20 protein-coding genes are annotated in these 21,945 nt (G+C 75.8%); 12 read left to right on the top strand and 8 right to left on the bottom strand.

Going from position 1 to position 21,945, the window contains the following annotated elements; all coding sequences use genetic code 11:
- The first annotated feature begins 95 nt into the window (after positions 1-95).
- The 3 genes from OH807_RS05515 (at position 96) to OH807_RS05505 (ending at position 3,704) form a co-directional block, all read left to right on the top strand.
- Positions 96-1,481, top strand: coding sequence for a hemolysin family protein (locus tag OH807_RS05515; protein ID WP_406194593.1), 1,386 nt, complete (start codon positions 96-98; stop codon positions 1,479-1,481).
- Positions 1,478-2,503 (top strand): hemolysin family protein, encoded by a 1,026-nt coding sequence (locus OH807_RS05510; protein ID WP_406194590.1) that lies wholly within the window; start codon positions 1,478-1,480, stop codon positions 2,501-2,503. Before OH807_RS05515 ends, OH807_RS05510 begins: the two co-directional genes overlap by 4 nt.
- Positions 2,504-2,765: 262 nt before the next feature.
- Positions 2,766-3,704: an SDR family NAD(P)-dependent oxidoreductase gene (locus tag OH807_RS05505; RefSeq protein WP_406194588.1), complete on the top strand. Its 939-nt coding sequence runs from the start codon at positions 2,766-2,768 to the stop codon at positions 3,702-3,704.
- A gap of 25 nt (positions 3,705-3,729) precedes the next feature.
- On the opposite strand, the gene OH807_RS05500 is transcribed toward OH807_RS05505, so the two are convergent.
- The 3 genes from OH807_RS05500 to galT form a co-directional block, all read right to left on the bottom strand.
- Positions 3,730-4,068, bottom strand: a complete 339-nt coding sequence (locus tag OH807_RS05500; RefSeq protein ID WP_406194585.1) for a hypothetical protein — start codon at positions 4,066-4,068, stop codon at positions 3,730-3,732.
- A 102-nt stretch (positions 4,069-4,170) separates the two neighbouring features.
- Positions 4,171-5,307, bottom strand: coding sequence for a galactokinase (galK, locus tag OH807_RS05495; RefSeq protein ID WP_406194583.1), 1,137 nt, complete (start codon positions 5,305-5,307; stop codon positions 4,171-4,173).
- On the bottom strand, positions 5,304-6,410 hold the full coding sequence (gene galT / locus OH807_RS05490; protein ID WP_406194581.1) for a galactose-1-phosphate uridylyltransferase: 1,107 nt from the start codon (positions 6,408-6,410) through the stop codon (positions 5,304-5,306). The genes galK and galT overlap by 4 nt, the downstream gene beginning before the upstream one ends.
- A gap of 320 nt (positions 6,411-6,730) precedes the next feature.
- Here galT and OH807_RS05485 point away from each other — a divergent pair, with 320 nt between their 5' ends.
- Entirely contained in the window at positions 6,731-7,534 is an 804-nt protein-coding gene (locus OH807_RS05485) for a thioesterase family protein (protein ID WP_406194578.1), read from the top strand.
- A gap of 164 nt (positions 7,535-7,698) precedes the next feature.
- Positions 7,699-8,709, top strand: a complete 1,011-nt coding sequence (locus OH807_RS05480) for an alpha/beta fold hydrolase (RefSeq protein ID WP_406194575.1) — start codon at positions 7,699-7,701, stop codon at positions 8,707-8,709.
- Here the strand turns inward: OH807_RS05480 and OH807_RS05475 are convergent.
- Positions 8,633-9,442 (bottom strand): alpha/beta hydrolase, encoded by an 810-nt coding sequence (locus OH807_RS05475; RefSeq protein ID WP_406194572.1) that lies wholly within the window; start codon positions 9,440-9,442, stop codon positions 8,633-8,635. The two genes, OH807_RS05480 and OH807_RS05475, sit on opposite strands and share 77 nt — an antisense overlap.
- 160 nt (positions 9,443-9,602) lie before the next feature.
- On the bottom strand, positions 9,603-9,956 hold the full coding sequence (locus tag OH807_RS05470; protein ID WP_406194569.1) for a DUF6401 family natural product biosynthesis protein: 354 nt from the start codon (positions 9,954-9,956) through the stop codon (positions 9,603-9,605).
- 137 nt (positions 9,957-10,093) lie between these two features.
- Here OH807_RS05470 and OH807_RS05465 point away from each other — a divergent pair, with 137 nt between their 5' ends.
- The 3 genes from OH807_RS05465 to OH807_RS05455 all read left to right on the top strand — a co-directional run bounded on the left by OH807_RS05465 (position 10,094) and on the right by OH807_RS05455 (position 13,324).
- Positions 10,094-11,020, top strand: a complete 927-nt coding sequence (locus tag OH807_RS05465) for an LLM class F420-dependent oxidoreductase (protein WP_406194567.1) — start codon at positions 10,094-10,096, stop codon at positions 11,018-11,020.
- Between the two features lie 243 nt (positions 11,021-11,263).
- Positions 11,264-11,992, top strand: a complete 729-nt coding sequence (locus OH807_RS05460) for an AAA family ATPase (RefSeq protein WP_406194564.1) — start codon at positions 11,264-11,266, stop codon at positions 11,990-11,992.
- Between the two features lie 297 nt (positions 11,993-12,289).
- Positions 12,290-13,324 carry a zinc metalloprotease gene (locus OH807_RS05455; protein WP_406194561.1) on the top strand — a complete coding sequence of 345 codons (1,035 nt, stop codon included), beginning with the start codon at positions 12,290-12,292 and terminating at the stop codon, positions 13,322-13,324.
- Between the two features lie 107 nt (positions 13,325-13,431).
- Here OH807_RS05455 and OH807_RS05450 read toward each other — a convergent pair whose 3' ends face one another.
- The gene (locus OH807_RS05450; protein WP_406194559.1) at positions 13,432-13,836 is read right to left on the bottom strand and encodes a hypothetical protein; all 405 of its coding nucleotides are present in this window, start codon (positions 13,834-13,836) and stop codon (positions 13,432-13,434) included.
- Positions 13,837-13,974: 138 nt separating this feature from the next.
- On the opposite strand from OH807_RS05450, the gene OH807_RS05445 reads away from it, so the two are divergent.
- Together OH807_RS05445 and OH807_RS05440 are read left to right on the top strand one after the other, a co-directional pair.
- Complete coding sequence (locus OH807_RS05445; RefSeq protein ID WP_406194556.1) at positions 13,975-14,442, top strand: universal stress protein; 468 nt, start codon at positions 13,975-13,977, stop codon at positions 14,440-14,442.
- 122 nt (positions 14,443-14,564) lie between these two features.
- Positions 14,565-15,419 (top strand): DNA-formamidopyrimidine glycosylase family protein, encoded by an 855-nt coding sequence (locus OH807_RS05440; RefSeq protein ID WP_406194554.1) that lies wholly within the window; start codon positions 14,565-14,567, stop codon positions 15,417-15,419.
- On the opposite strand, the gene OH807_RS05435 is transcribed toward OH807_RS05440, so the two are convergent.
- Both OH807_RS05435 and OH807_RS05430 read right to left on the bottom strand, forming a co-directional pair.
- Positions 15,367-16,002 carry a uridine kinase gene (locus OH807_RS05435; protein WP_406194552.1) on the bottom strand — a complete coding sequence of 212 codons (636 nt, stop codon included), beginning with the start codon at positions 16,000-16,002 and terminating at the stop codon, positions 15,367-15,369. The two genes, OH807_RS05440 and OH807_RS05435, sit on opposite strands and share 53 nt — an antisense overlap.
- A gap of 44 nt (positions 16,003-16,046) precedes the next feature.
- A complete protein-coding gene (locus tag OH807_RS05430; protein ID WP_406194550.1) occupies positions 16,047-17,375 on the bottom strand; it encodes a PQQ-binding-like beta-propeller repeat protein in 1,329 nt (442 codons plus the stop codon).
- Positions 17,376-17,640: 265 nt separating this feature from the next.
- Here OH807_RS05430 and OH807_RS05425 point away from each other — a divergent pair, with 265 nt between their 5' ends.
- Positions 17,641-20,127 (top strand): SpoIIE family protein phosphatase, encoded by a 2,487-nt coding sequence (locus OH807_RS05425; protein ID WP_406194547.1) that lies wholly within the window; start codon positions 17,641-17,643, stop codon positions 20,125-20,127.
- Positions 20,128-20,241: 114 nt separating this feature from the next.
- A complete protein-coding gene (locus OH807_RS05420; protein WP_406194544.1) occupies positions 20,242-21,945 on the top strand; it encodes a sensor histidine kinase in 1,704 nt (567 codons plus the stop codon).

Genomic DNA, 21,945 nt, shown 5'->3' with positions numbered 1-21,945 from the left:
AAAGGAGTCGCGGTCCCCGCGATGGACGAGCCTCCCAGTTCCCACCGTGCCGTTTCCGCCCTGTTGTCGATTCCTGCCGGGGCGGGGGTGGCACGGTGACCGAAGTGCTCCTGCTGCTGCTCGCCCTGGTGCTCACCGCCGCCTGCGCGGTCTTCGTCGCCGCCGAGTTCTCCCTGACCACCGTCGAGCGCGGTGCGGTGGAGCGGGCGGCCGCGAACGGCGAGCGCGGCGCCGCCACCGTCCTCAAGGCGGTCGGGCGGCTGACCTTCCAGCTCTCCGGAGCCCAGCTCGGCATCACCATCACCAGCCTGGTGATCGGCATGATCGCCCAGCCGTCCGTGGCCACCCTGCTGCGCGGCCCGCTGACCGCACTCGGCCTGCCGGGCGGCGTCGCCGACACCCTGGCCGTCCTGCTCGGCGTCGTCCTGTCGACGGTCGTCCTGATGGTCGCCGGCGAACTGGTCCCGAAGAACTGGGCGATCTCCCGGCCGCTCGCGGTGGCCAAGGTGGTGGCCGGCCCGCAGTACTGGTTCTCCGCGGCGTTCTCGCCGTTCATCGGCCACCTCAACAACACCGCCAACCGCGTGGTGCGCCGGCTCGGCATGGAGCCCGCCGAGCACCTGGCCTCCGCCCGCACCCCGCAGGAGCTCGTGGCGCTGGCCCGGCACTCGGCCCGCGCGGGCGTGATGGAGCACGACACCGCCGAGCTGTTCGTCCGCTCGCTGAACCTGCGCGAGCTGACGGCGGAGAACGTGATGACCCCGCGGGTCGACGTCCGGGCACTGGAGGAGCACGCCACCGCCGCCGACGTCGCCAACCTGACCCGCGCCACCGGCCTGTCCCGGTTCCCGGTCTACCGGAACAACCTCGACCAGGTGGTCGGCGCCGTCCACATCAAGGACGCGCTCACCGTCCCCGCGGACCGGCGCCACCTGCACCCGGTGTCCAACCTGATGACGGAGCCCCTGCTGGTGCCCGAGACGCTCACCGTCGACCGCCTGCTGGACCAGCTGCGCGGCGAGCAGACGATGGCCGTCGTCATCGACGAGTACGGCGGCACCGCCGGGATCGCCACCCTGGAGGACATCGTCGAGGAGGTCGTCGGCGAGGTCGTGGACGAACACGACCCGGCCGAGCTCCCGGACCTGATCGACCTCGGCGAGGGCCGGGACGGCCGGCACCGCTGGGACGCCGACGGCATCACCCGCACCGACCAGCTCCAGGCCCTCGGCATTCCCGGTACCGACGGCCCGTACGAGACGCTGGCCGGGCTGATCGCCGACCGGCTCGGCCGCATCCCCGTCCCCGGGGACCGGATCGAGACCGGCGGCTGGGTGCTCGACGTCAACGCCGTCGCCCACCACGTCGCCGAGCGGGTCCGGATCACCGCGCCCGACCCCGGCGAGGCCGGGCAGACCGAGGACGAGGACGGCCGCAACGGCGGCACCGGCCCCGGCCGCCGCCCGGAGGGCACCCGATGACCGCCGTCCAGCTCGTCGTCGGCCTGCTCACGCTGGTCACCAACGCCTTCTTCGTCGGCGGCGAGTTCGCCCTCATCTCGGTGCGCCGCAGCCAGATCGAACCGCGCGCGGAGGCCGGCGACCGCCGGGCCCGCACCGTCATCTGGGGCCTGGAGCACGTCTCCGCGATGCTGGCCACCGCGCAGCTCGGCATCACCGTCTCCTCGCTGGTGCTCGGCGCGGTCGCCGAACCGGCCATCGCCCACCTGCTGGAGCCGCCGCTGCACTCCGCCGGCGTCCCGGACGGGCTGATCCACCCGATCGCGTTCGTCGTCGCGCTGACCGTCGCGACCTACCTGCACATGCTGCTCGGTGAGATGATCCCGAAGAACATCGCGCTCGCCGCACCGGAGAAGGCCGCGTACCTGCTGGTGCCGCCGCTGGTCGCGGCGACCAGGGCGCTGCGCCCGCTGGTGTTCTCGGTCAACGCCTTCGCCAACCGGGTGCTGCGGCTGCTGCGGGTCGAGCCGAAGGACGAGGTCGCCTCGGTGTTCACCGAGGAGGAGCTGGCCCGCATGGTCAAGGACTCCTCCGACGCCGAACTGCTCAGCGAGCGCGACACCGCACTGCTCCAGGACGCCCTGGAGCTCGGCTCCCGCCCCGTCTCGGAGGTGGTCACCCCGCGCGGGCGGATCGTCTTCGCCGGCCCCGGCACCACGCCGGAACAGCTGGAGCAGCTCGCCGCGCGGACCGGCTACTCGCGGTTCCCGGTGCTCTCCGCGGACCGCACCGTCACGGGCTACCTGCACATCAAGGACGCGCTGGAGCAGGACAACGCCCGCGACCGGCCGTTCCCCGCCCGGGTCCTGCGGCCGATCGCCCACGTCCCCGCGGACACCCCGCTGGACGACGTGCTCACCGCGATGCGCCGCTCCGGCACCCACCTCGCGGCGGCCGTCGAGGCGGACGGGACGGCCGTGGGCCTGGTCACCATGGAGGACGTGCTCAAGGAGCTCGTGGGCCCGGTGCCCGCCGGGTCCTGACACCTGGCCAGCTGGCCAGCTGACCGCCTGTCCACCTGACCATCTGACACCTCAGGCCCGACGTCGTCCGACGTCCGGCATGTGACACCTGCAGCGCCGGGGCGGCCCGCCCCGGCGCTGCGGTCTTCCCCCCGGTTCCCCGACGGTGCTCGCTGGAGTCCGTGAGACGAAACGTCTCGTCTTGACGGATCGCCGGACGCGGTGCATAGTGGAGCCATCGAACGAGACGAACCGTCTCGTCTCTGACGAAGGAGTGCCACAGATGCGTACCTCAGCCGGAAGCACCGAAGCCGCCGCCACCGGCCGGGTCTGGTTCATCACGGGTGCCAGCCGGGGCCTCGGCCGGGCCTTCGCCGACGCGGCGCTCGCCGCGGGCGACGTCGTCGCCGTCGCGGCCCGCACCACCGCGCCCCTGGAGGAGCTGGCGGCCGCCCACCCCGGGCGGGTGCTGCCGCTCCGCCTGGACGTCACCGACCGGGCCGCCGTCCTCGCCGCCGTCGCCGCGGCGACGGACCACTACGGACGCCTCGACATCGTCGTCAACAACGCCGGAATGCTCACCATGGGCATGGCCGAGGAGTTCACCGAGGCGGAGGCCCGGGCCCAACTCGACGTCAACTTCTTCGGCGCGCTCTGGGTGAGCCAGGCCGTCCTGCCCGTCCTGCGCGCCCAGGGCTCCGGCCACCTCGTGCAGATCTCCAGCATCGCCGCCCTCGCCGGCTTCCCGAGCACCGGCCTCTACAGCGCGAGCAAGTTCGCGCTGGAGGGCCTGAGCGAGGCCATCGCGATGGAGGCGGCCGGCTTCGGCGTCAAGGTGAGCATCGTCCAGCCCGGCGGCTACTGGACCGACCTCTACAGCGCGATGCGCACGACCACCCCGCTGGACGCGTACGCCCCGCTCCGGGCCGAGCTGGAGAAGCAGTTCGCCGAGGGCTCGGTGGACAGCGACCCCGCTCTCGCCGCCGCCGCGCTGCTCCAGCTGGTCGACAGCGACGAACCGCCGCTGCGCCTGCTGCTCGGCGGCATGGTCTACGACCTCGCGTTCGACCTCGCCCGGCGGCGGATGGAGACGTGGGCCGGGTGGGAGAAGGTCAGCCGGGCGGCCGAGCACGCCGTCCCGGCGCCCGTCCCGGTGCTGCCCGGGCCGGACACGGGGTCGGACACGGGGACGGACGCCGGGGTGGCGCAGGTGCCGGCGTGACACCGGCGGCCCCGGCCCGCGGGCGTCAGCGGCCGCGCCGGGAGCGGGTGCTGCCCGCGAGCACCGCGCCCGCCGCGGCCGCGACCACCCCGGCGGCCATCAGGCCGTTCCGGGACCGCCAGGACAGCACCGACCAGCGGGAGTTGGCGGAGAGCAGCGAGCCGAGGCTCAGCCAGGAGCCGGCCGAGAGTGCGGAGAGCGCGGAGCCGGCCGAGCCGATCGACAGCACGCTCCCGACCGAGCCCACCGAGAGCACGGAGCCGACCGAGCCGATCGACAGGGCCGAGCCGATCGAGGCGACGGAGAGGACGGAGTCCTCGGACCAGAGCGACAGGGACGACGAGGATGCGCATCGAGCGGTCATGCGCCGATCGTATGCCGTGTCCGGGGAGTCCGGCCGACTGTCCGGGGCCGGAGACGCGTGCGGGAGCCCCCCCGCGGTGCGAGCGGGCTCCCGCGGTGAGGATCAGCCGAGCCGGCGCGCCCCGGCCGAGGGCGTGGCGCTGAAGATCCGGGGGGCGGTGTGGCCGGCCGCCGCGAAGGCCGCGACGACCTCGGCGGCGACGCCGTCGGCGCCCCCGTCCGGCACCAGGGCGATCACCGACCCGCCGAACCCGCCGCCGGTCATCCGGGCACCCAGGGCGCCCGCGGCGACGGCGACCTCGACCGCGAGGTCCGTCTCCGGGCAGGAGACGCGGAAGTCGTCCCGGAGCGAGGCGTGGCCGGCGGTGAGGACGGGGCCGACGGCCGCGAGCCGGCCGGCGTCGAGCAGGCCGATCACCTCCCGCACCCGGTCGTTCTCGGTGACGACGTGCCGTACCAGCAGGGCCAGTTCGGGCGGGAGCCGGTCGAGCGCGGCGGTGAGGCTCCCGGTCGGCAGGTCGCGCAGGGCGGGCAGCCCGAGGAGGGCGGCGGCCTGCTCGCAGCCGGCCCGCAGCTGCGCGTAGGCGCCGTCCGCGAGGTCGTGCTTGACCCGGGTGTCGATGACGAGCAGCCGGAGCCCGGCGGCGGCGAGGTCAAAGGGCACCTGGCGCTGGGTGAGGTCCCGGGTGTCCAGCAGGAGGGCGCTGCCCTCCTCGCAGCCCATCGAGGCCATCTGGTCCATGATCCCGCACGGCACGCCGACGAAGTCGTTCTCGGCCTGCTGCGCGGTGAGCGCCAACTCCCTGACGTCCAGGTCGAGTTTGTGGAGGTCCCGGTAGGCGAGGGCGACGGCGCACTCCAGTGCGGCGGAGGAGGAGAGCCCCGCCCCGCTGGGCACGTCGCTCGCGATGTGGAGGTCGGCGCCGCCGACCTCGTGCCCGGCCCGGCGCAGGGTCCAGACCACCGAGGCCGGGTACACGGCCCAGCCGGGCACGCCGCCGGGGGCGAGCTCGTCGACCGACAGCTCGACCGGGTCGCCCTCCGTCCGGGTGCTGTGCAGGCGCAGCAGGCCGTCGTCCCGGCGACGGGCGGTGACGCGGGTGGCGTGGGGCAGGGCGATCGGCAGCACGAAGCCGTCGTTGTAGTCGGTGTGCTCACCGATCAGGTTGACCCGGCCGGGCGCGGCCCATTCGCCGTCGGGGTCGTGGCCGAAGAGCCGGCGGAAGGCGTCGGTGCTCATCGGGCCACCTCGCGCAGCCGGCGGGCGGCGTCCTCGGGGGCGATGTCGTTCATGAAGGCCTCCATGCCGGACTCGGTGCCGGCCAGGTACTTGAGCTTGTCGGTGGTGCGGCGGACGGTGAACAGTTCGAGGTGCAGCGCGAGTTCCTCGCCGCCGGTGCGGGGTGCCTGGTGCCAGGCCGAGATGTAGGGGGCCCGGACGGGCGCCTCGGGGGTGCCGAAGAGCCGGTCGAAGCGGCGGAGCAGGTCGAGGTAGAGGCCGGGGAGTTCGGCGCGCTCGGGCTCGGAGAGGTGGGTGAGGTCGGGGACGCGGCGGTGCGGGTGGAGGTGCACCTCGTACGGCCAGCGGGCGGCGAAGGGGACGAAGGCCGTCCAGTGCTCGCCGGCGGCCACCACTCGGACGGGGTCGGCGCGTTCGGCGGCGAGGAGGTCCTCGAAGAGGTTGCGGCCGGTGGCGGCGCGGTGGCGGGCGGCCTGTTCGGTCATCCGGGCGGTGCGGGGCGTGGCGAAGGGGAAGGCGTAGATCTGGCCGTGCGGGTGGGCGAGGGTGACGCCGATCTCGGCGCCGCGGTTCTCGAAGCAGTAGACCTGCTCGACGCCGGGCAGGGCGGAGAGTTCGGCGGTGCGGTCGGTCCAGGCGTCCAGGACGAGCCGGGCCCGGGCCTCGTCGAGGTCGGCGAAGGAGGCGCCGTGGTCGGAGGTGAAGCAGACCACCTCGCACCGCCCGTTCCCGGCCCGGACGTCGTACGGCGGGCCGGGCGCGTGCGGGGAGGGGTGGAGGTCGGCCGCGACGGGTGCCGGTGCGAGCGAGGGGAACCGGTTCTCGAAGACGGCCACCTGGTAGTCGGCGTCCGGGATCTCGCTGAGCCGCCCGTCCCGGGAGGGGCAGAGCGGGCACTCGTCGGCGGGCGGGTGGTAGATCCGGGACTGCCGGTGGGCGGCGATCGTCACCCAGGCCCCGGTCGCCGGGTCGCGGCGGATCTCCGACCGGCTGCTGACCGCCTCCAGCGGACGCAGGTCGCGGGTGCCCCGGTCGGCGGCGGCGTCACTGTCGAAGTAGATCAGCTCGCGCCCGTCGGCGAGCTTGGCGGTGGTTCTGATCACGGCGACCTCGTTGCAACATAAGACAACAGAAAGTATCAGAAACCAACATACGTGCTCAGTCGGCAACAGACCAGCCTCGGGCGGTGTCGGACCCTCCGGCGCGTCACATGGCGCGGACGGGACGGGATCCGGCCGGCCGGTCGGCGGCCCGTCGGGCCGGCCGGGGCGGCGTCCGGGGGGGGCGTCGCCCGGCGCCCGTTGTGAGGCGGATCACGCCCGCGGTGGACGGTTCGGCCCCCTACGATCCTGATGACGGGCCCGGGTGCGGCGTCGCACCGGCCCGGCCGACCGCACCGTCCCGCTCGAGGAGAACCGCCCCCGTGACCACCGGCACCGCCCCCCGTGAGAGCTACTACCAGCGCACGGGCGAGAACCGCTACAAGCCCACGGCCCACGCGGGCGGCGCCTGGCACGCCGACGAGCAGCACTTCAGCCCGCTGGCCGGCCTGGTCGTCCACGCGATCGACCGCCACCTCGCCGGCCGGCCCGGCGACAGCCTGGCCATCGGCCGGATCAGCTACGACATCCTCGGGCAGATAGCGCTGGACGAGTGCGAGATCACGGTGGAGGTGATCCGCCCCGGCCGGACCATCGAGCTGCTCGAAGCCGTCGTGGTGACCGGCGGCCGGCCGGTGGTCCGTGCCCGCGCCTGGCTCCTCACCCAACTCGACAGCTCGGCCGTGGCGGACACCCCGCACGAGCGCATTCCCGCCCCCGGGGCCCTCCCGGCGTGGCCGATGCACGAGGAGTGGAGCGGCGGCTTCATCTCGTCCGTGGAGGTCCGGCGGACGGCGCCGGTCCGCCGGGGCCGCGCACAGGCGTGGATCTCCTCGGCCGTCGACCTGGTGGCCGGCGAGCCCAGCAGCCCGCTCGCCTCCTACCTCGCCCTGGTGGACGCCGCCAACGGCATCGCGATCCAGCAGGACCCCACCGAGTGGATGTTCCCCAACCTCGATCTGACGGTCCACCTGCACCGCCCGCCGACCGGGCCGTGGACCGGCCTGGACATCACGGCCACCTTCGGCCCGTCCGGGCAGGGGATCACCAGCAGCGTCCTGCACGACCTCGACGGCCCGGTCGGCCACGCCGAGCAGATCCTCACCGTCCGCCCGTTGACCCGCTGATCCGCCGGCCTGCTGACCCGCCGGCCCGCTGACCCGCTGACCTGCTGATCCGCCGGTCTGCTGACCCGCCGGCCCGCCGAAGCCGGCCGCGCGCCGGCGTCGGCCGGCCCGGCCTGTTCTCCGACGTCCAGCAGGGTCTCCGGGACGGCTGTAGGTTCTCCACGATGACTTCGATGGAGACCGAGAGCCTCACGTCGATGACGGACGGGGCGCAGATTCGCTGGACGGTACTGGGCGACACGACCCGGACGCCGCCCGTGGTCCTGCTCCACGGCGGCCCGGGCCTGCCGGACTACCTGGGCGCCGTCGCCCGCATGATCGCGGATCTCGCGCCCGTCCACCGCTACGACCAGCGCGGCACGGGCGGATCGCCGTGGCAGGGCCGCCATACCTTCGCGCGGCACGTGGACGATCTTGCCGGGCTGCTCGACCGGTGGGGCGCCGCCGAGGCGCTGCTGATCGGGCACTCCTACGGCAGCGGTCTGGCCGCCCGGTTCTGCCTGGCGCACCCCGACCGGGTGGCCGGCCTGCTGCTGATGTGCGGGCCGTTCGTCGGTGACTGGCGCACGGGGGAGCGGGCGGAACGAAGCCGCCGCATGTCCGCAGCGCAGCAGGAGCGCCTCGATGCCCTGGAACGTACGCCCGACCGCACGGAGGGCCAGGAAGTCGAACTGCTCACGCTGGCGTGGTTCGCCGACCACGCCGACCCGGAGCGGGGTTGGGGCTGGGCGGCGCAGGGCGCTCGGCAGCGCCGCCCCGTCAACTGGGCGATGAACAGCGAACTCGGCACGGAAGGGCGCGCCGACCCGCTCGACGGGCACCTGGACGAGCTGCGCGCGTGCCTGCCGGCGCGCGTGGAGCTCCTCGGCGGGGCCTGCGACCCCCGCCCGCTGTCGGCACTGGAATCGCTCGCGCTCCGGTGGGAGGTGCCGTTGCGGCGGATCGAGGACGCCGGACACGAACCGTGGCTGGAGCAGCCCGACACCGTGCGCGAACACCTGCGGGCTTTCGTGCGGGGCACGGCGGGCCGACAGCCCGCTCCTCGGGCCGGTTGCCCGAGGACACCGAACGCGACCGGGCCGGACGGGAACGACAGGCTCAGGCGTCCGTCGGCAGGGTCGGGGCGGTCCGGCGCGGGGCGGCCACCCGGGGGTGGACGGGGAGCGGGAGGCTGAGGGCGTCGGGGGAGTCGGCGGGGAGGGCCAGCGCGGCGCCGACCTCGGGGGGCAGGTCGCGCAGCCCGAGCAGGCCGGCGCCGAGGCGGGCGGTGGCGCGGTGCCAGTCGCCGATCCGCTGGAGCAGGGCGTGGCCGCTGCCGGTCACGGTGTAGCCGCAGACCCGGGCGCCGGCGGCCCGGCTGCGGGCGGCGAAGCGGAGGGTGTCGGCGGGCAGCGTGACCTTGTCGCGGTCGCCGTGCAGCATCAGGACGTCGCGGTCGGCCAACTGCTCGCACGGGTCCCCCGCCGGGCACCAGGGGGCGAGGGCGATCACGCCGGTGACGTTCGGGTGGCCGGCCGACCGCAGGGCCGCCCGCCCGCCCATGGAGTGGCCGACCAGCAGGGTGGGCACGTGGCCGAGCTCCTCGGCGAGGTCGCCGAGGGCGGCGCAGGTGTCACGGGCGGCGTCGGCGCGCTCGCCGTTCCAGCCGCGGTGACGGTAGCGGACGGTGCCGATCGCCACTCCGGCGCCCGCCGTCTCACGGCGGAGCGCGCGGACGAAGCCGGCCATCCGCAGGCCCGGCAGGTTCAGCGGGCCGGGCCGGGCGAGGCTGTGCTCCTCGCCGCCGTGCAGGACGAGCACCGCGGCCACCGGCTGCTCCGGCAGCTCGCGCCAGACCAGTGCGCGGTGGCCGCCGGTGCGGCTCTCGCGGCCCGCTCCGACCGTGCCCGACACGTCGTCCCTGATCACCCTGTACCGCCCCGCCCCGCCGTCCGTTCCGTGGACCGCCACTGTACGCGCCGGGGGTGGTGGGGCGGGCCCGGTCGTGGGTCCGGTCCCGTTGACCGGCGCGCGCGGCCCCGGCACGCGCCGGGCGGTACGCGCGTGCGCCGCCGTACGGACGGGCCGGTCAGGTGGTGAGCAGGCCCTGTTCGCGGACCAGCCAGCAGACGGCGGTCAGCCGCTGCACCGCGTAGTCCTGGCCGGCCGGCTCCAGCCGGCCGGTCTCGGCGAGCGCGTCCAGCAGGCCGAGTGCGTAGTCCGACAGCTCTGCGCGGTCCAGCGGCCTCGGCAGCAGCTCCGGCCCCTGCGCGTACAGCAGGTCGCGGATCTGCGCGGCGTGCTGGTCGACCGCCGCGACGAACCCGGGATCCACGGCGAACGCGGCGAGCCGCGGCGTGAAGGCGGCGACGATTCCGGGCAGCGGGCAGCCGGCCGGAAGGCCGGGGGAGCCTCGGTGCGGCTCGTCGGGGGTGGCGGACATCCGTCCACGGTAGGGGAGGCGGCGGGCCGGGCCGCTCCGCTCCGGCTGAGACCTTGGCCACCCCGAGGGCCACCGCCGTCGGCAACACCGGCGGAGCTGCCACCGGCGCGCGGGTGCTCTGTACCAGAATGGCCCTTATGGATCTTCGAATCTTCACCGAACCCCAGCAGGGCGCGAGCTACGACACGCTGCTGCGGGTGGCCCGGACCGCCGAGCAGCTCGGCGCCTTCAGCGCCTTCTTCCGTTCCGACCACTACCTGCGGATGGGCGGCGCCGACGGCCTGCCCGGCCCGACCGACGCCTGGATCACCCTGGCCGGTCTGGCCCGCGACACCAGCACCATCCGGCTCGGCACCCTGATGACGGCCGCCACCTTCCGGCTGCCGGGCGTGCTCGCGATCCAGGTCGCCCAGGTCGACGCGATGAGCGGCGGCCGGGTCGAGTTCGGTCTCGGCGCGGGCTGGTACGAGGAGGAGCACGCCGCCTACGGCATCCCGTTCCCGAAGGAGCGGTTCGGGCGGCTGGAGGAGCAGCTGGCGATCGTCACCGGGCTCTGGAACACCAAGCTCGGCGACACCTTCGACTTCACCGGGGAGTACTACCGGCTGGTGGACTCGCCCGCGCTGCCCAAGCCCGCCCAGGAGCGGATCCCCGTCCTGGTCGGCGGCACCGGCCCGACCCGCACCCCGGCGCTGGCCGCCCGCTTCGCCGACGAGTTCAACCAGCCGTTCAGCTCGGTGGAGGACACCGCCGCGCAGTTCGGCCGGGTCCGCGCCGCGGTGGAGCGGGCCGGGCGCCGGGCCGACGACCTGGTGTACTCCAACGCCCTGGTCGCCTGCGTGGGCCGGGACGACGCCGAGGTGGCGCGCCGGGCCGCCGTGATCGGCCGGGACGTGGCCGAGCTGAAGGCCAACGGCCTGGCCGGCACGCCCGACGAGGTGGTGGCGAAGCTCGGCCGCTACGCCGCCGTCGGGACCGGCCGGGTCTACCTCCAGATCCTCGACCTGGACGATCTCGACCACCTGGAGCTGATCGCCACGCAGGTCGCTCCGCAGCTGGGCTGACCGGCCCGGTTCGCCCCCGCACCGCCGGTACGCCCGGGGCCCGTCCCGGGGTGGCGGCGGTGCGGTGCTGTGAGCGGACGGTGAAGAGGCTCGGCCGGACCGCCGCTGACCACTAGTCTTTACTCTCTCTTGGAAAAGGGAAGGCTCCCTCCGAGAGGCGGCGGGCCGGGGAGCCGGAGCCGGAGAGCCGGAGCCCGGAAGTCGGGCCGGGGAGTCGGGGCCGGGAAGTCAGGGGGAGTGCCGGTGGTGGAGACGAAGGTGTCGGGGGCGGGCCCGTCCGGAGCGGGGCCGGCCGGGGCCCGGGTGCCCGTGCCGAGGCAGGGGCCCGGCGTACCCGTCCGGCCGGTCGCCGGTGCGGGGCCGGTGCTGCGCCCGCGCGGGGTGCACGACCTGCGGCAGGGCCGCCCGGGGCAGCCGACGGCCGGCGCCGGGCCGACCGCGCTGCACTACCGCGCCGACGACCTGCTGGTCGTCTCCGGTCTGCCCGGCAGTGGCAAGAGCACGCTGATGCGCCGCTGCGTCACCGCCCGACTGGTCGACTCCCAGCAGGTGCGCGCGGAGTACGCGGCCCGGCTGCCGCGCTGGCTGCCGTACTTCGTCTACCGCCCGGTCGTCCGGGCCGCGCACTACCGGCGGCTGCGCCGGGCGGTGCTCGCCGGCGGGCCGGTCGCGGTGCACGACTGCGGGGCGCTGCCCTGGGTGCGGCACTGGGTCTCCCGGGCGGCGGCCCGGCAGGGGCGGCGGGTGCACCTGATCCTGCTGGACGCGAGCGCGGGCGAGGCGCGGGAGGGTCAGCAGGCCCGCGGCCAGCGGGTCTCCGCGTACGCCTTCGCCCGGCACCGCGAGTCCGCCCGGCGGCTGCGCCGCAGGCTGGCGGGGGCGGGGGAGCCGCCGGCCGGCTGTGCGTCGGCCGTGGTACTCGACCGGGCCGGTGCGCGCGCCCTGCGGGAGATCGTCTTCGTGGCGTCGTAGTCTCGGCGAGGCGGTGCGGGGCCGCCGGCCGACCCGTCCGGGCGGCCCCTGCGTGGGCCTGTCGGGCGGACGGAGCGTCAGGTTTCGGACATCTCCCGGGTGCTGGCTTTGATCGTGCGGTACGGGAGATGTTCCACCTTCGCCCGGCGCCGGGCGGTCGGGCTTCCGGACAATGCCCGATTTGTCGTCATAATGTTCGGGCCGGAAGAGAACTGACGCGTACACGCGGCCCTGCGTAGCCTAGGCTCGGCGGCCCCCCATGGCCGCCACCCCCCACCACTCCCCTCAGGAGCGCAGATGCGTCGTTCTGCCCGCGTCCCCTCGGGTGTCCCCCGCAGATTCCTCAGCGCCGCAGCCCTCGTCACCGCCCTCGGGCTCACCCAGTTCGCCGCACCCTCCGCGTTCTCCATCGCCGCCGCCCCGGCCCCGGCCCAGGCCCCGGCCTCCGGTCAGTGCGTCGGCGGGGCGGTCGCGGACGACGCGGCCGCTGCGGATCCGGCGGCCCGCAAGCCCGCCGGCAGCACCGCCGGCCACGAGCCGAACGCCGTCACCGACGCCCAGGCCAAGGCCATGGACGCCGACCTGCAGGCCCGGGTCTCCCAGCTCGCGCACTCCGCGCAGGGCAGCACGCTGCTCGCCCCCGGCACGCTGGCCGCCACCACCACCGTCCAGGTGTACGTGCACGTCATCCACTCCGGGACGACCGGCAAGCTCAGTGCGGCGGACATCGGGCAGCAGATCTCCGTCCTCAACGCCGCCTACGGCGGCCAGGGGTCGGGCAACACCGCCAGCCAGTTCCAGTTCCGGCTGGCCGGCACCGACTACACCGACAACAGCAGCTGGTACAACGGCATCACCCCGGGCTCGGCCGCCGAGCGGTCGATGAAGACCTCGCTGCGCAAGGGCGGGGCCGGCACGCTCAACCTCTACACCGCCAAGCTCGGCCAGTCGCTGCTCGGCTGGGCGACCTTCCCCAGCTCCTACCGGTCGAACCCGAGCGACGACGGCGTGGTCGTGCTCGACTCCTCGTTCCCGGGCGGCTCGGCCGCCAACTACAACGAGGGCGACACCGCCACCCACGAGATCGGCCACTGGCTCGGGCTCTACCACACCTTCCAGGGCGGCTGCGGCGGCCAGGGCGACTACGTCTCCGACACCCCGGCCGAGAAGACCGCCGCCTACCAGTGCCCGACGGGCCGCGACACCTGCACCGCCACCGGCCTCGACCCGATCCACAACTTCATGGACTACACGTACGACTCCTGCATGACGCAGTTCACCCCCGGACAGGTCGCCAGGATGTCCAACTCCTGGGCCGCCTACCGGGTCTGACCCGGCTCCGGCCGCCCCCGGGCGGACCGGGACGACGCCGGTGACGCCGGTGGTGCGCGGGCCGGCGGGCCCGTGCACCACCGCGCCGGCCCCGGGCCGCCGCCGGCTCAGCAGTCCGTGTCGACGAACAGCAGCGTCCGGCCGTCCTCGGCGGTGAACTCGTAGGCGAGGTGGGACGGCAGCCCCTCGCTCCCGTAGTGCTCCCTGATCTCCTCCCAGGCGGCCGCGCGCCCGGCCCCGGTGAGGAAGGCCGGGAACCAGTCCTCCAGCACGTGGTCGTAGGCGGTGCCGAAGGCCATCGCGTCCGCGGCGCGGACCAGGCGCTTGGCGCGGCGCGGATCGAGCGGGCCGCGGGCGCGCGTCCAGCGGCAGCCGGCCGCATCGGTGAACCCGCCGGCGGCGACCGGGGGGAGCACCCCGGCGGAGTACGGGTGCTCCACCGGCTCCAGCGCGGTGACGAACTCGGCGAACCCCGTGCCGCGATGGCTCTTCCTCGCGTTCCGCTTCGTCATCGGGCCAGGATCGCACAGGGTTCGAATGCGTTCGGGCCTCCCGGCGTGGCAATCGGTGGTGATATATCCCTGTTGATCTATGTTTGGTGGGTCAGCGGCAGGTGAAGCCGAGGAAGCAGTCGAACAAGGAGCAGCGGCATGGCCCAGAGTGCGCACCCCCGGATCGTCGTCGGCGTGGACGGCTCGCCCGCCTCCGAGCAGGCGCTGCGCTGGGCGGTCGACTACGCCCTGCTGACCGGCGGCAGCGTCCAGGCGATCACCGCCTGGGAGTACCCCGCGTTCTACGGCTGGGCCGGGCTCGGCGTGCCCCCGGCGGAGGGCTTCAACCCCGAGGAGCTGGCCGGGCAGACCCTCTCCGAGACCGTCACCAAGGTGGTCGGCGACGACCCCGGCGTCCGGATCACCGAGGCCGTTCTGCCGGGCAACGCCGCGCAGGCGCTGCTGGAGGCCGCGCAGGGCGCCGGGCTGGTCGTGGTCGGCAGCCGCGGGCTGGGCGGCTTCTCCGGCGCGCTGCTCGGCTCCGTCAGCCGCCACCTGACCGAGCACGCGCCGTGCCCCGTGGTCGTGGTCCGCGACGGGCAGGTGCCGGGCCCGGCCGCCGGCTGAGCGACGCCGGGCGCCGCCGCGCCGGAACGCCCCGGCCGTGCGGGCCGTGCGGGCCGTGCGGGCTCCGGGCCACCTCCCGGCCGTGCGGGCGCCGGGCCGCCGTACGGGGGCAGGATGGAGCCATGCCCGAAGGTGACTCCGTCTACCGCGCCGCCGCCCGGCTGCACGCCGCCCTGGCCGGCCGGGTGCTGACCACCGCCGACCTGCGGGTGCCCGCGCACGCCACCGCCGCCCTGGCCGGCCGGCACGTGCTGGAGGTCGCCCCACGCGGCAAGCACCTGCTCACCCGCCTCGACGGCGGGCTCACCCTCCACACCCACCTGCGGATGGACGGCCGGTGGGAGGTCTACCGCCCCGGCGAACGCTGGACCGGCGGGCCCGCGCACCAGATCCGCGCCGTCCTCGGCACCGACGGCGCCACCGCCGTCGGCTACCGGCTGCCGGTCGTCGAACTGCTGCGCACGGCCGACGAGGAACGCGCCGTCGGCCACCTCGGGCCCGACCTGCTCGGCCCCGGCTGGGACGCCGCCGAGGCCGTCCGCCGGCTGCTCGCCCACCCCGAGCGGCCGGTCGCCGAGGCCCTCCTCGACCAGCGCAACCTGGCCGGCATCGGCAACGTCTACGCCAACGAGCTCTGCTTCCTCGCCGGCGTCACCCCGTGGACCCCGATCGGCGACCTGCCCCGCCCCGACCGCCTGGTCGAACGGGCCCGGCAGCTCCTCGACGCCAACCGGCTGCGCCCCGGCCACATCACCACCGGCGACACCCGGCCGGGCCGCCGGCACTGGGTCTACGGCCGGGCCGGGCGCCCCTGCCCACGCTGCGGGACGCAGGTGCTGACGGCCACGCGGGGCACCCCGCCGCAGGACCGCGTCGCGTTCTGGTGCCCCTACTGCCAGCGCGGCCCCGCCCCGGCGGCCGGGCCTACCCGGGGCCGACCAGGGCCGGGTGGCGCGGGTCGTCGACGCGGACGGTGAGATCGGCGGCCCCGGCCGGGCCGGTCTCCGCCTCGTAGCGGGCGAAGGCGGGCAGCGTCCACCGCTCCTGCGGCGCCGTCCGCCGGGCCAGCGCGGCCGGGGAGAGCGCCAGGTGGACGGTCAGCTCCAGCGGAAGCCAGCGGCCGAGCAGCAGGGCGCCGTCCAGCAGCAGCACCCCGCCCGGCGGCAGCGCGGCGTAGGGGACGCGGGTCGACCGGTCCGTCACCGGATCGCGCAGCGAGGGCAGCACGCGGCCGCTGCCACCGGGATCCAGCGGCTCCAGCACCTCGCGCAGCAGCGCGCCGTCGTCCAGCCAGAGGTCGTGGAAGGCGTCCGCGTCCTGCTTGCCGTACTCCAGCCGCACCGAGGCCGGGCGGAGGAAGTCCGCCGCCGACACCCGGAGCGTCGGGCGCCCGCGCAGCCGCAACGGCTCGACCAGTGCGTCCGCCAGCGCGGCCGGGCCGGCGGCGGGGGCGCCGTCCACCGCCACCCGCAGCCACCGCTGCCCGGCGCCGGGCAGCGCCGTGATGCGGTCGGCGAGGAGCGCGGCGAGCCGGTCCGGCGAGATCGGTTGTACCTGCATCCGCCCATCCTGCCCGCCCGCCGCACCGCCGGGCCGCGCCGGGGTCACGGGAGCGGCAGCGCGTGCAGGACGTCGTCGTGGCCGGCGTAGAGGCGGGCGGCGTCATTGGAGAGCGACCAGACGTCCACGCCCGGGCCGGAGTCCCGGAACGTCCACCGCTCCTCGCCGGTCGCGGCGTCCAGCGCGCGGACGCCCGCGGCGGCCGGGCCCGGTACGAACAGGGTCGGCCCGGCGAGCAGCAGGCGGCTGCGGCGGTCCAGCCGGAACGGCAGCCGGTGCGCCCAGAGCCGGGCCCCGGTGGCCGCGGCGTGCGCGGTGACCAGGCCGTCGTCCCGCGGGAGGTAGACCCGGGTGCCGTCGGAGACCGGCGGCAGGCAGCGCCACTCCTCGGACCGGCCCGGCAGCACCGACCAGTGGGCGGCGCCGTCGGAGACCCGCAGCGCCCGCACCCCCGCCGCGCCGGCCGGGGCGTAGACGTGCTCCGCGTCGGTGACCGCCCAGCCGGTGCCCGGTTCGGCGGGCACCGACCAGAGCCGCTCGCCGGTGGCGGTCGCCAGCAGGGTGAGGCGGCTCGCACCGGCGGCGCTGCCGAGGAGCGGGAGGTGCCCGCCGGCCGCCGTGGGCGGGGAGAGCGGCCGCTCGCCGTCGACCGCCGGGCCGGACCAGAGCAGGTGGCGGTCCGGGTAGCGGACGGCGAACAGGTTGTCCGGGGAGTCGAACGGCCGGGGCCGGACCCGGCCGAGGACGACGTCCCCGTCGCAGCCGATCAGGGTGACGGTGGCGCCCAGCTCCTCGGGCAGCGGCGCGCTCCAGCCGGCGGCCGGGTCGGTGAGGAGACGGCCGTCGAGGTGGCCGTTCGAGATGGTGAACACGCGGTCCCCACCGGTCACCACCCGGTTGTCCGGCAGCTCGGCGTCGCTCGGCCAGTCCGCCGGCGGCGCCGCGAACCCCAGCGTGTGCTGCAGCGCACCGGTGGCCGGGTCCAGCACCTGGAGCCCGGCCCGGGAGAGGAAGACCGGCCGGGCGGGGCGGTCGCTCAGCCGCTCCGGCGTCATCGCCTCCGGGCCCCGGTACGTCCAGACCGGATCCGGCCCGGTGAGCCGGGTGGGCCGCGGCCTGGGCGGCGCGGGCTCCGCACCGCCGTCACCGGACCGGGCGAACGCCCAGAGCGCCCCGCCCGCCACCAGCGCCCCGGCCCCGCCCAGCAGGCGCCGCCGGCTCAGCCACGGCCCGCCGTCCTCGCCGGAGCCGCCGGCCACCACGTCCACCGGCGCCTGCTCCGCGTCGTCCGCCGCACCGTCCCACTGCCAGGACGCGCCGCCCGGCTGCTCGGCCTCCCGGCCCCCGGACCGGTCGGACGCTGTCGGCCGCATCTGTCGTTCTCGCTTCCCCCGGGGCGGCCGCTGCGCTGCGCAGTGCCGTCCGACGGAGGATATCGAAGCAGCGCCCGACGGTTCGCACGCGGCCGTCACCGGCCGGCGCACGGGCGGCGGGCACCGGGCCGGGACAGCGCGGCGGCCGCACGGAGCGCCCGCCGGTGACGGGCCGGCCGGGCGGGCTCGCCTTGACAGTCTCTTGACCCGGGCGTAGCAAGAGAGAATGCCCCAGGGTGTGCCGGCGGACCGGCTCGGTCCGCGCGTGAGAGACGGTGCCTGGGCGGCGCGACCCGAACCGCACCGCCCCCGGGAGCTCGATGCCTCCGCCAGGGCGGCGCACGAGCGGGAGGCGCTGCTCGCCACCGCGGTCCGCAAGGCGCTCGGCAGCACCGAGGCCTACGGCGGGATGGTCTACCTGCGCTCGCAGGACCGGCGCTCGCTGGTGCTCTGCACGATCGCCGGCGTGCCGCTCTCGCTGATCAGCGCGTTCCGCCGGGTCGCCGCGGCCGGGCCGCTGCCGGTGGCCGTCAGCTACCGCACCGGGCGGACGGTCACGCTGTCCGACACCGAGGACACCATGCGCCGGTTCCCGCAGCTCGCCGTGGGCATGCCCTACGACTTCGCCTCCGCGTGCGTGCCGGTGACCGTGGGCGAGGAGCGCTACGGGGTGCTCAGCGTGCTCTGGCCGGCCTCCGCCGAAGGCGTCCCGGAGGGCGCCCGCCGGCACCTGCGGACGGTCGCCAACCGGCTCGCGGCCGGGCTGGCGGCGCTGGAGGCGGACGGGCACCGCGTCGAACCGAACGGAGACACCGCCGTGGTCGAGCTGGTGCCGGCCTCCCCGCCCACGACCCGGATCGGGCTCTTCGACTGGAACGTGGCCACCGGGGCGCTCTCCGCCGACGACCAGTTCTGCGAGATCTTCGGCATCGACCCGGCCGACTTCGACGGCCGGGTGGCGACGCTGACCACCCGGATCGCCCCGGGCGACCTCCCGGACTTCCGCGCCACCGCGCGCTCCGCGCTCGACGAGGGCCGGATGCTCGCGGCCCGGGTGCGCGTCCTGGACCGCGACGGCCACCCGTACCCGGTCGAGCTGTGGGGCCGCGTCCCCGAGAGTGCCGGCCCGGACGGCCGCACCCACCTGGTCGGGGCCGTCCTGGACACCCGGACCGGCACCGCCGCCGCGGCCGCCGTCGAGCGGCTGCGCGAGGGCGTCTTCTCGCTCGACCCGGACGGCCGGATCACCTACGCCAACCGCAGCGTCGAACTGCTGCTGAACACCCGCCGCGAGGACCTGCTCGGCCACCACCCGTGGGAGGCCCTCGACTGGCTCTCCGACCCGGTGTACGAGAACCGCTACCGGGCCGCCATGCTCTCCCAGCAGCCCACCGCCTTCCTGGCCGCCCGCCCGCCGGGCGACTGGTTCGCGTTCTCGCTCTACCCCGACGCGCACGGCGTCACCGGCCGGGTGGTCGCCGCCGAGCCGCCCGCCGGGGTGACGGAGCCGCCCACCGAACCCCCGCCCGGCGCGCGGACCGGCGTCGGTGCCATGTACCACCTGCTCCAGCTGGCCAGCGCGCTCAGCGAGGCCGTCACCGTCCGCGAGGTCTGCCGGGCCGTCGCCGACCAGATCCTGCCGGCCTTCGGCGGCCAGGAGCTCGCCATCTACGCCGTCCGCGACAAGCGCCTCCACCTGATCTCGCAGACCGGCTACCCGGACGGCTTCCTCGACCGCTTCGAGGGCACCGCGACCAGCGCCCGCATCCCCGGCGCCGAGGCCCTCAGCACCGGCACCCCGATCTTCTTCGAGTCGGTCCACCAGCTCGCCGCCGCCTACCCCGGCATCGCCCTGGACGAGATGCGGGCCTGGGCCTTCCTGCCGCTGATCGCCTCCGGCCACCCGGTCGGCAGCTGCATCCTCGGCTTCGACGAGGCCCGCGCCTTCACCCTGGAGGACCGCGGCCTGCTCACCGGCCTCGGCGGCTTCATCGCCCAAGCCCTGGAACGCGCCCGGCTCTACGACGCCGAGTTCGCCCTCGCCCGCGGCCTCCAGCAGGCCCTGCTGCCGCACCGGCTGCCCCGGCTGGACGGCATCCGGATCGCCGCCCGCTACCTGCCCGGCACCCAGGGCATGGAGATCGGCGGCGACTGGTACGACGCCATCGTCACCGGCCGCCACCTCACCCTCGTCATCGGCGACGTCGAGGGGCACAGCGTCGGCGCCGCCGCCACCATGGGCCAGCTCCGCAGCGCGGTGCGGGCCTTCACCACCGGTGGCCACCCGCCGGACGAGGTGCTCGCCCGCACCAACCAGCTCCTGGTCGACCTGGACCCGGGGCTGCTCGCCAGCTGCTGCCTGGTCCGGCTCACCCCCGACGACGGCGCCACCCTGATCGCCCGCGCCGGGCACCTCCCGCCGGTGCTGCGCCACCCCGGCGGGCGGACCGAGGCGCTGTACGTCGCGGGCGGCCCGCTGCTCGGCGTCGAGCCGCGGGCCGACTACCCCGTCACCGAACTGCGGCTGGACCGCGGCTCGGTGCTCGCCCTCTACACGGACGGGCTGGTCGAGGACCCGGCGGTCGCCATCGACGAGGGCGTGGACCGGCTGCGGGCGGCCCTCGCCCACGCGGCCGGTGTGACGGACCCGGCCGAGGACGCGATGGACCAGCTGGCGGAGCGGCTGCTGCACGACGTCGGCTCCACCCACCGGGTGGACGACGTGGCGCTGCTGCTCACCGCGTACGGCTGACCCGGCCGGGACCCGGGGGCCGACCCGGGGCGGGCCGTGTGCGCGACTTTCGTCGTGCCGGGGAGCGACGAAGGGTGCAGGCGCGCCCTCCGCCCGTTCGTTAGCCTCGGCCGGGTGAATGCACTGGCACGGGCTTGGTCGAAGGCGGTACGAGTGGCGCTGCCCGGGCCCTGGCGGCCCTGGCCGGCGGTGCGCGAGCTGGGCTGCGCGCTGCTGTTCGGCGTGCTCGCCGCCGTCCTGGAGGGCGTCGACGGCTTCGGCTCCGGCTCCTGGCTGCTTGCCGGGCCGGTCGTCGCCGTGCTCTTCCTGCTCCGCCGCGGCCTGCCCGCCACCGTCCTGGTGCTCAGTGCGATGCTGGCCGGCTGGGCCGCCGGGCCGCTGCCGCTGCTGGTCTGCGCGGGTTGGTCGGCCGGTGCCAGGATCAGGCGGGTCCCCGTCCTGGCCGGCTCGTTCGCCGGCGCGCTCCTGCTGATGACGGCGACGGGCCTGCTGAAGGAGGCCGGCGCGGCGCCGCTCAAGCTGATGGCCGGGCTCTCGCTGGCCGGCTTCCTGCTGCTCGCGGTGCTGCCCGCGCTCTGGGGCCGCTACCGGGCCCAGCGCCGCGCCCTGCTGGACGCGCTGCGCGAGCGCAACGACCAGCTGCTGCGCGAGCACACCATGATCGCGCACCAGGCGCGGCTGCGGGAGCGGCACCGGATCGCCCAGGACATGCACGACAGCCTGGGCCACCAGCTGGCCCTGATCTCCGTCCACTCCGGCGCCCTGGAGGTGGACCGCACCCTCGGCGACCGGCAGCGCGAGGCCGTCGGCGTGCTGCGGCTGGCCGCGGTCTCCGCGATGCGCGAGCTGCGCGAGGTGGTCGGCGTCCTGCACGACGAGTCGACCGCCCCGCCGCCGGCGCCGGGAGCCGCCCCGGCGGCGGCCGCGGGCCGGACCGGCGGGCTGGAGGGGATCGGCAAGCTGGTCGGCTCCTCCCGGGCGGCCGGCGCGGCGGTCTCCTTCGCCGAGGACGGCGAGCCGCGCCCGGCGGCCGCCGGCGTCGGCCAGGCGGCGTACCGGATCGTCCAGGAGGCGCTGACCAACGCCCACAAGCACGCACCGGGCGCACCGATCACCGTGGCGCTGCGTTACGAGCCGGACGCACTGGTGGTGGAGGTCGCCAACCCGCGCGCGCCCGAGCCGGTCGGCGTCCGGGCGGGCGGCGGCACCGCGGTGATCAGCGGCGGGCAGGGGCTGACCGGTCTGCGCGAGCGGGCCCGGCTGGTCGGCGGGATGGTCCATGCCGGGCCGACGCCCGAGGCCGGGTTCCGCCTCGCCGCCGTGCTGCCGTACGAAGGGGCCGGCGGGGCCGGGGCGGACGGCCCGGCGGGGGCCGCCGGCGGCGCCGACGACGTCGAACCCTGGATACCCGACGCGCTCTCGGCGGCAGGTGCGGGGCCGGCGCCCCGGAGGCGGCGCAGCCCGGCGCTGGGGTGCGCCGTCGGCGGGGCGGTGGTGCTGCTCGCGCTGGTCGGCCTGCTGGTCTGGGGCGTGCTGTCGTTCGTCCGCGCCGCGGGCGAGGCGACGGTCTCGAAGTCGCTGTACGAGGACATCCAGGTCGGTACGGCACAGACCGAGGTGGAGCGCCGTCTGCCCACCGGCAACAGGTTCTTCACCAAGGACTACGAGGGCAGCGGGCCGGCCCGGCCGGAGGGCTCGACCTGCCGCGTCTTCCTCTCGGGCGAGGTGACCGACCGCCTGGGCGAGGACAACGTCGCCCGGTTCTGCTTCAAGGACGGTGTGCTGGTGGAGAAGCAGCACTTCCTGGCGAAGTCCTGA

Origin of the sequence: Kitasatospora sp. NBC_01560 (assembly GCF_045208415.1) — a bacterium.
Taxonomy (GTDB): Bacteria; Actinomycetota; Actinomycetes; order Streptomycetales; family Streptomycetaceae; genus Kitasatospora.
Note: the sequence above shows the minus strand (reverse complement) of the source record. Positions and strands in the feature narration are given on the sequence as shown.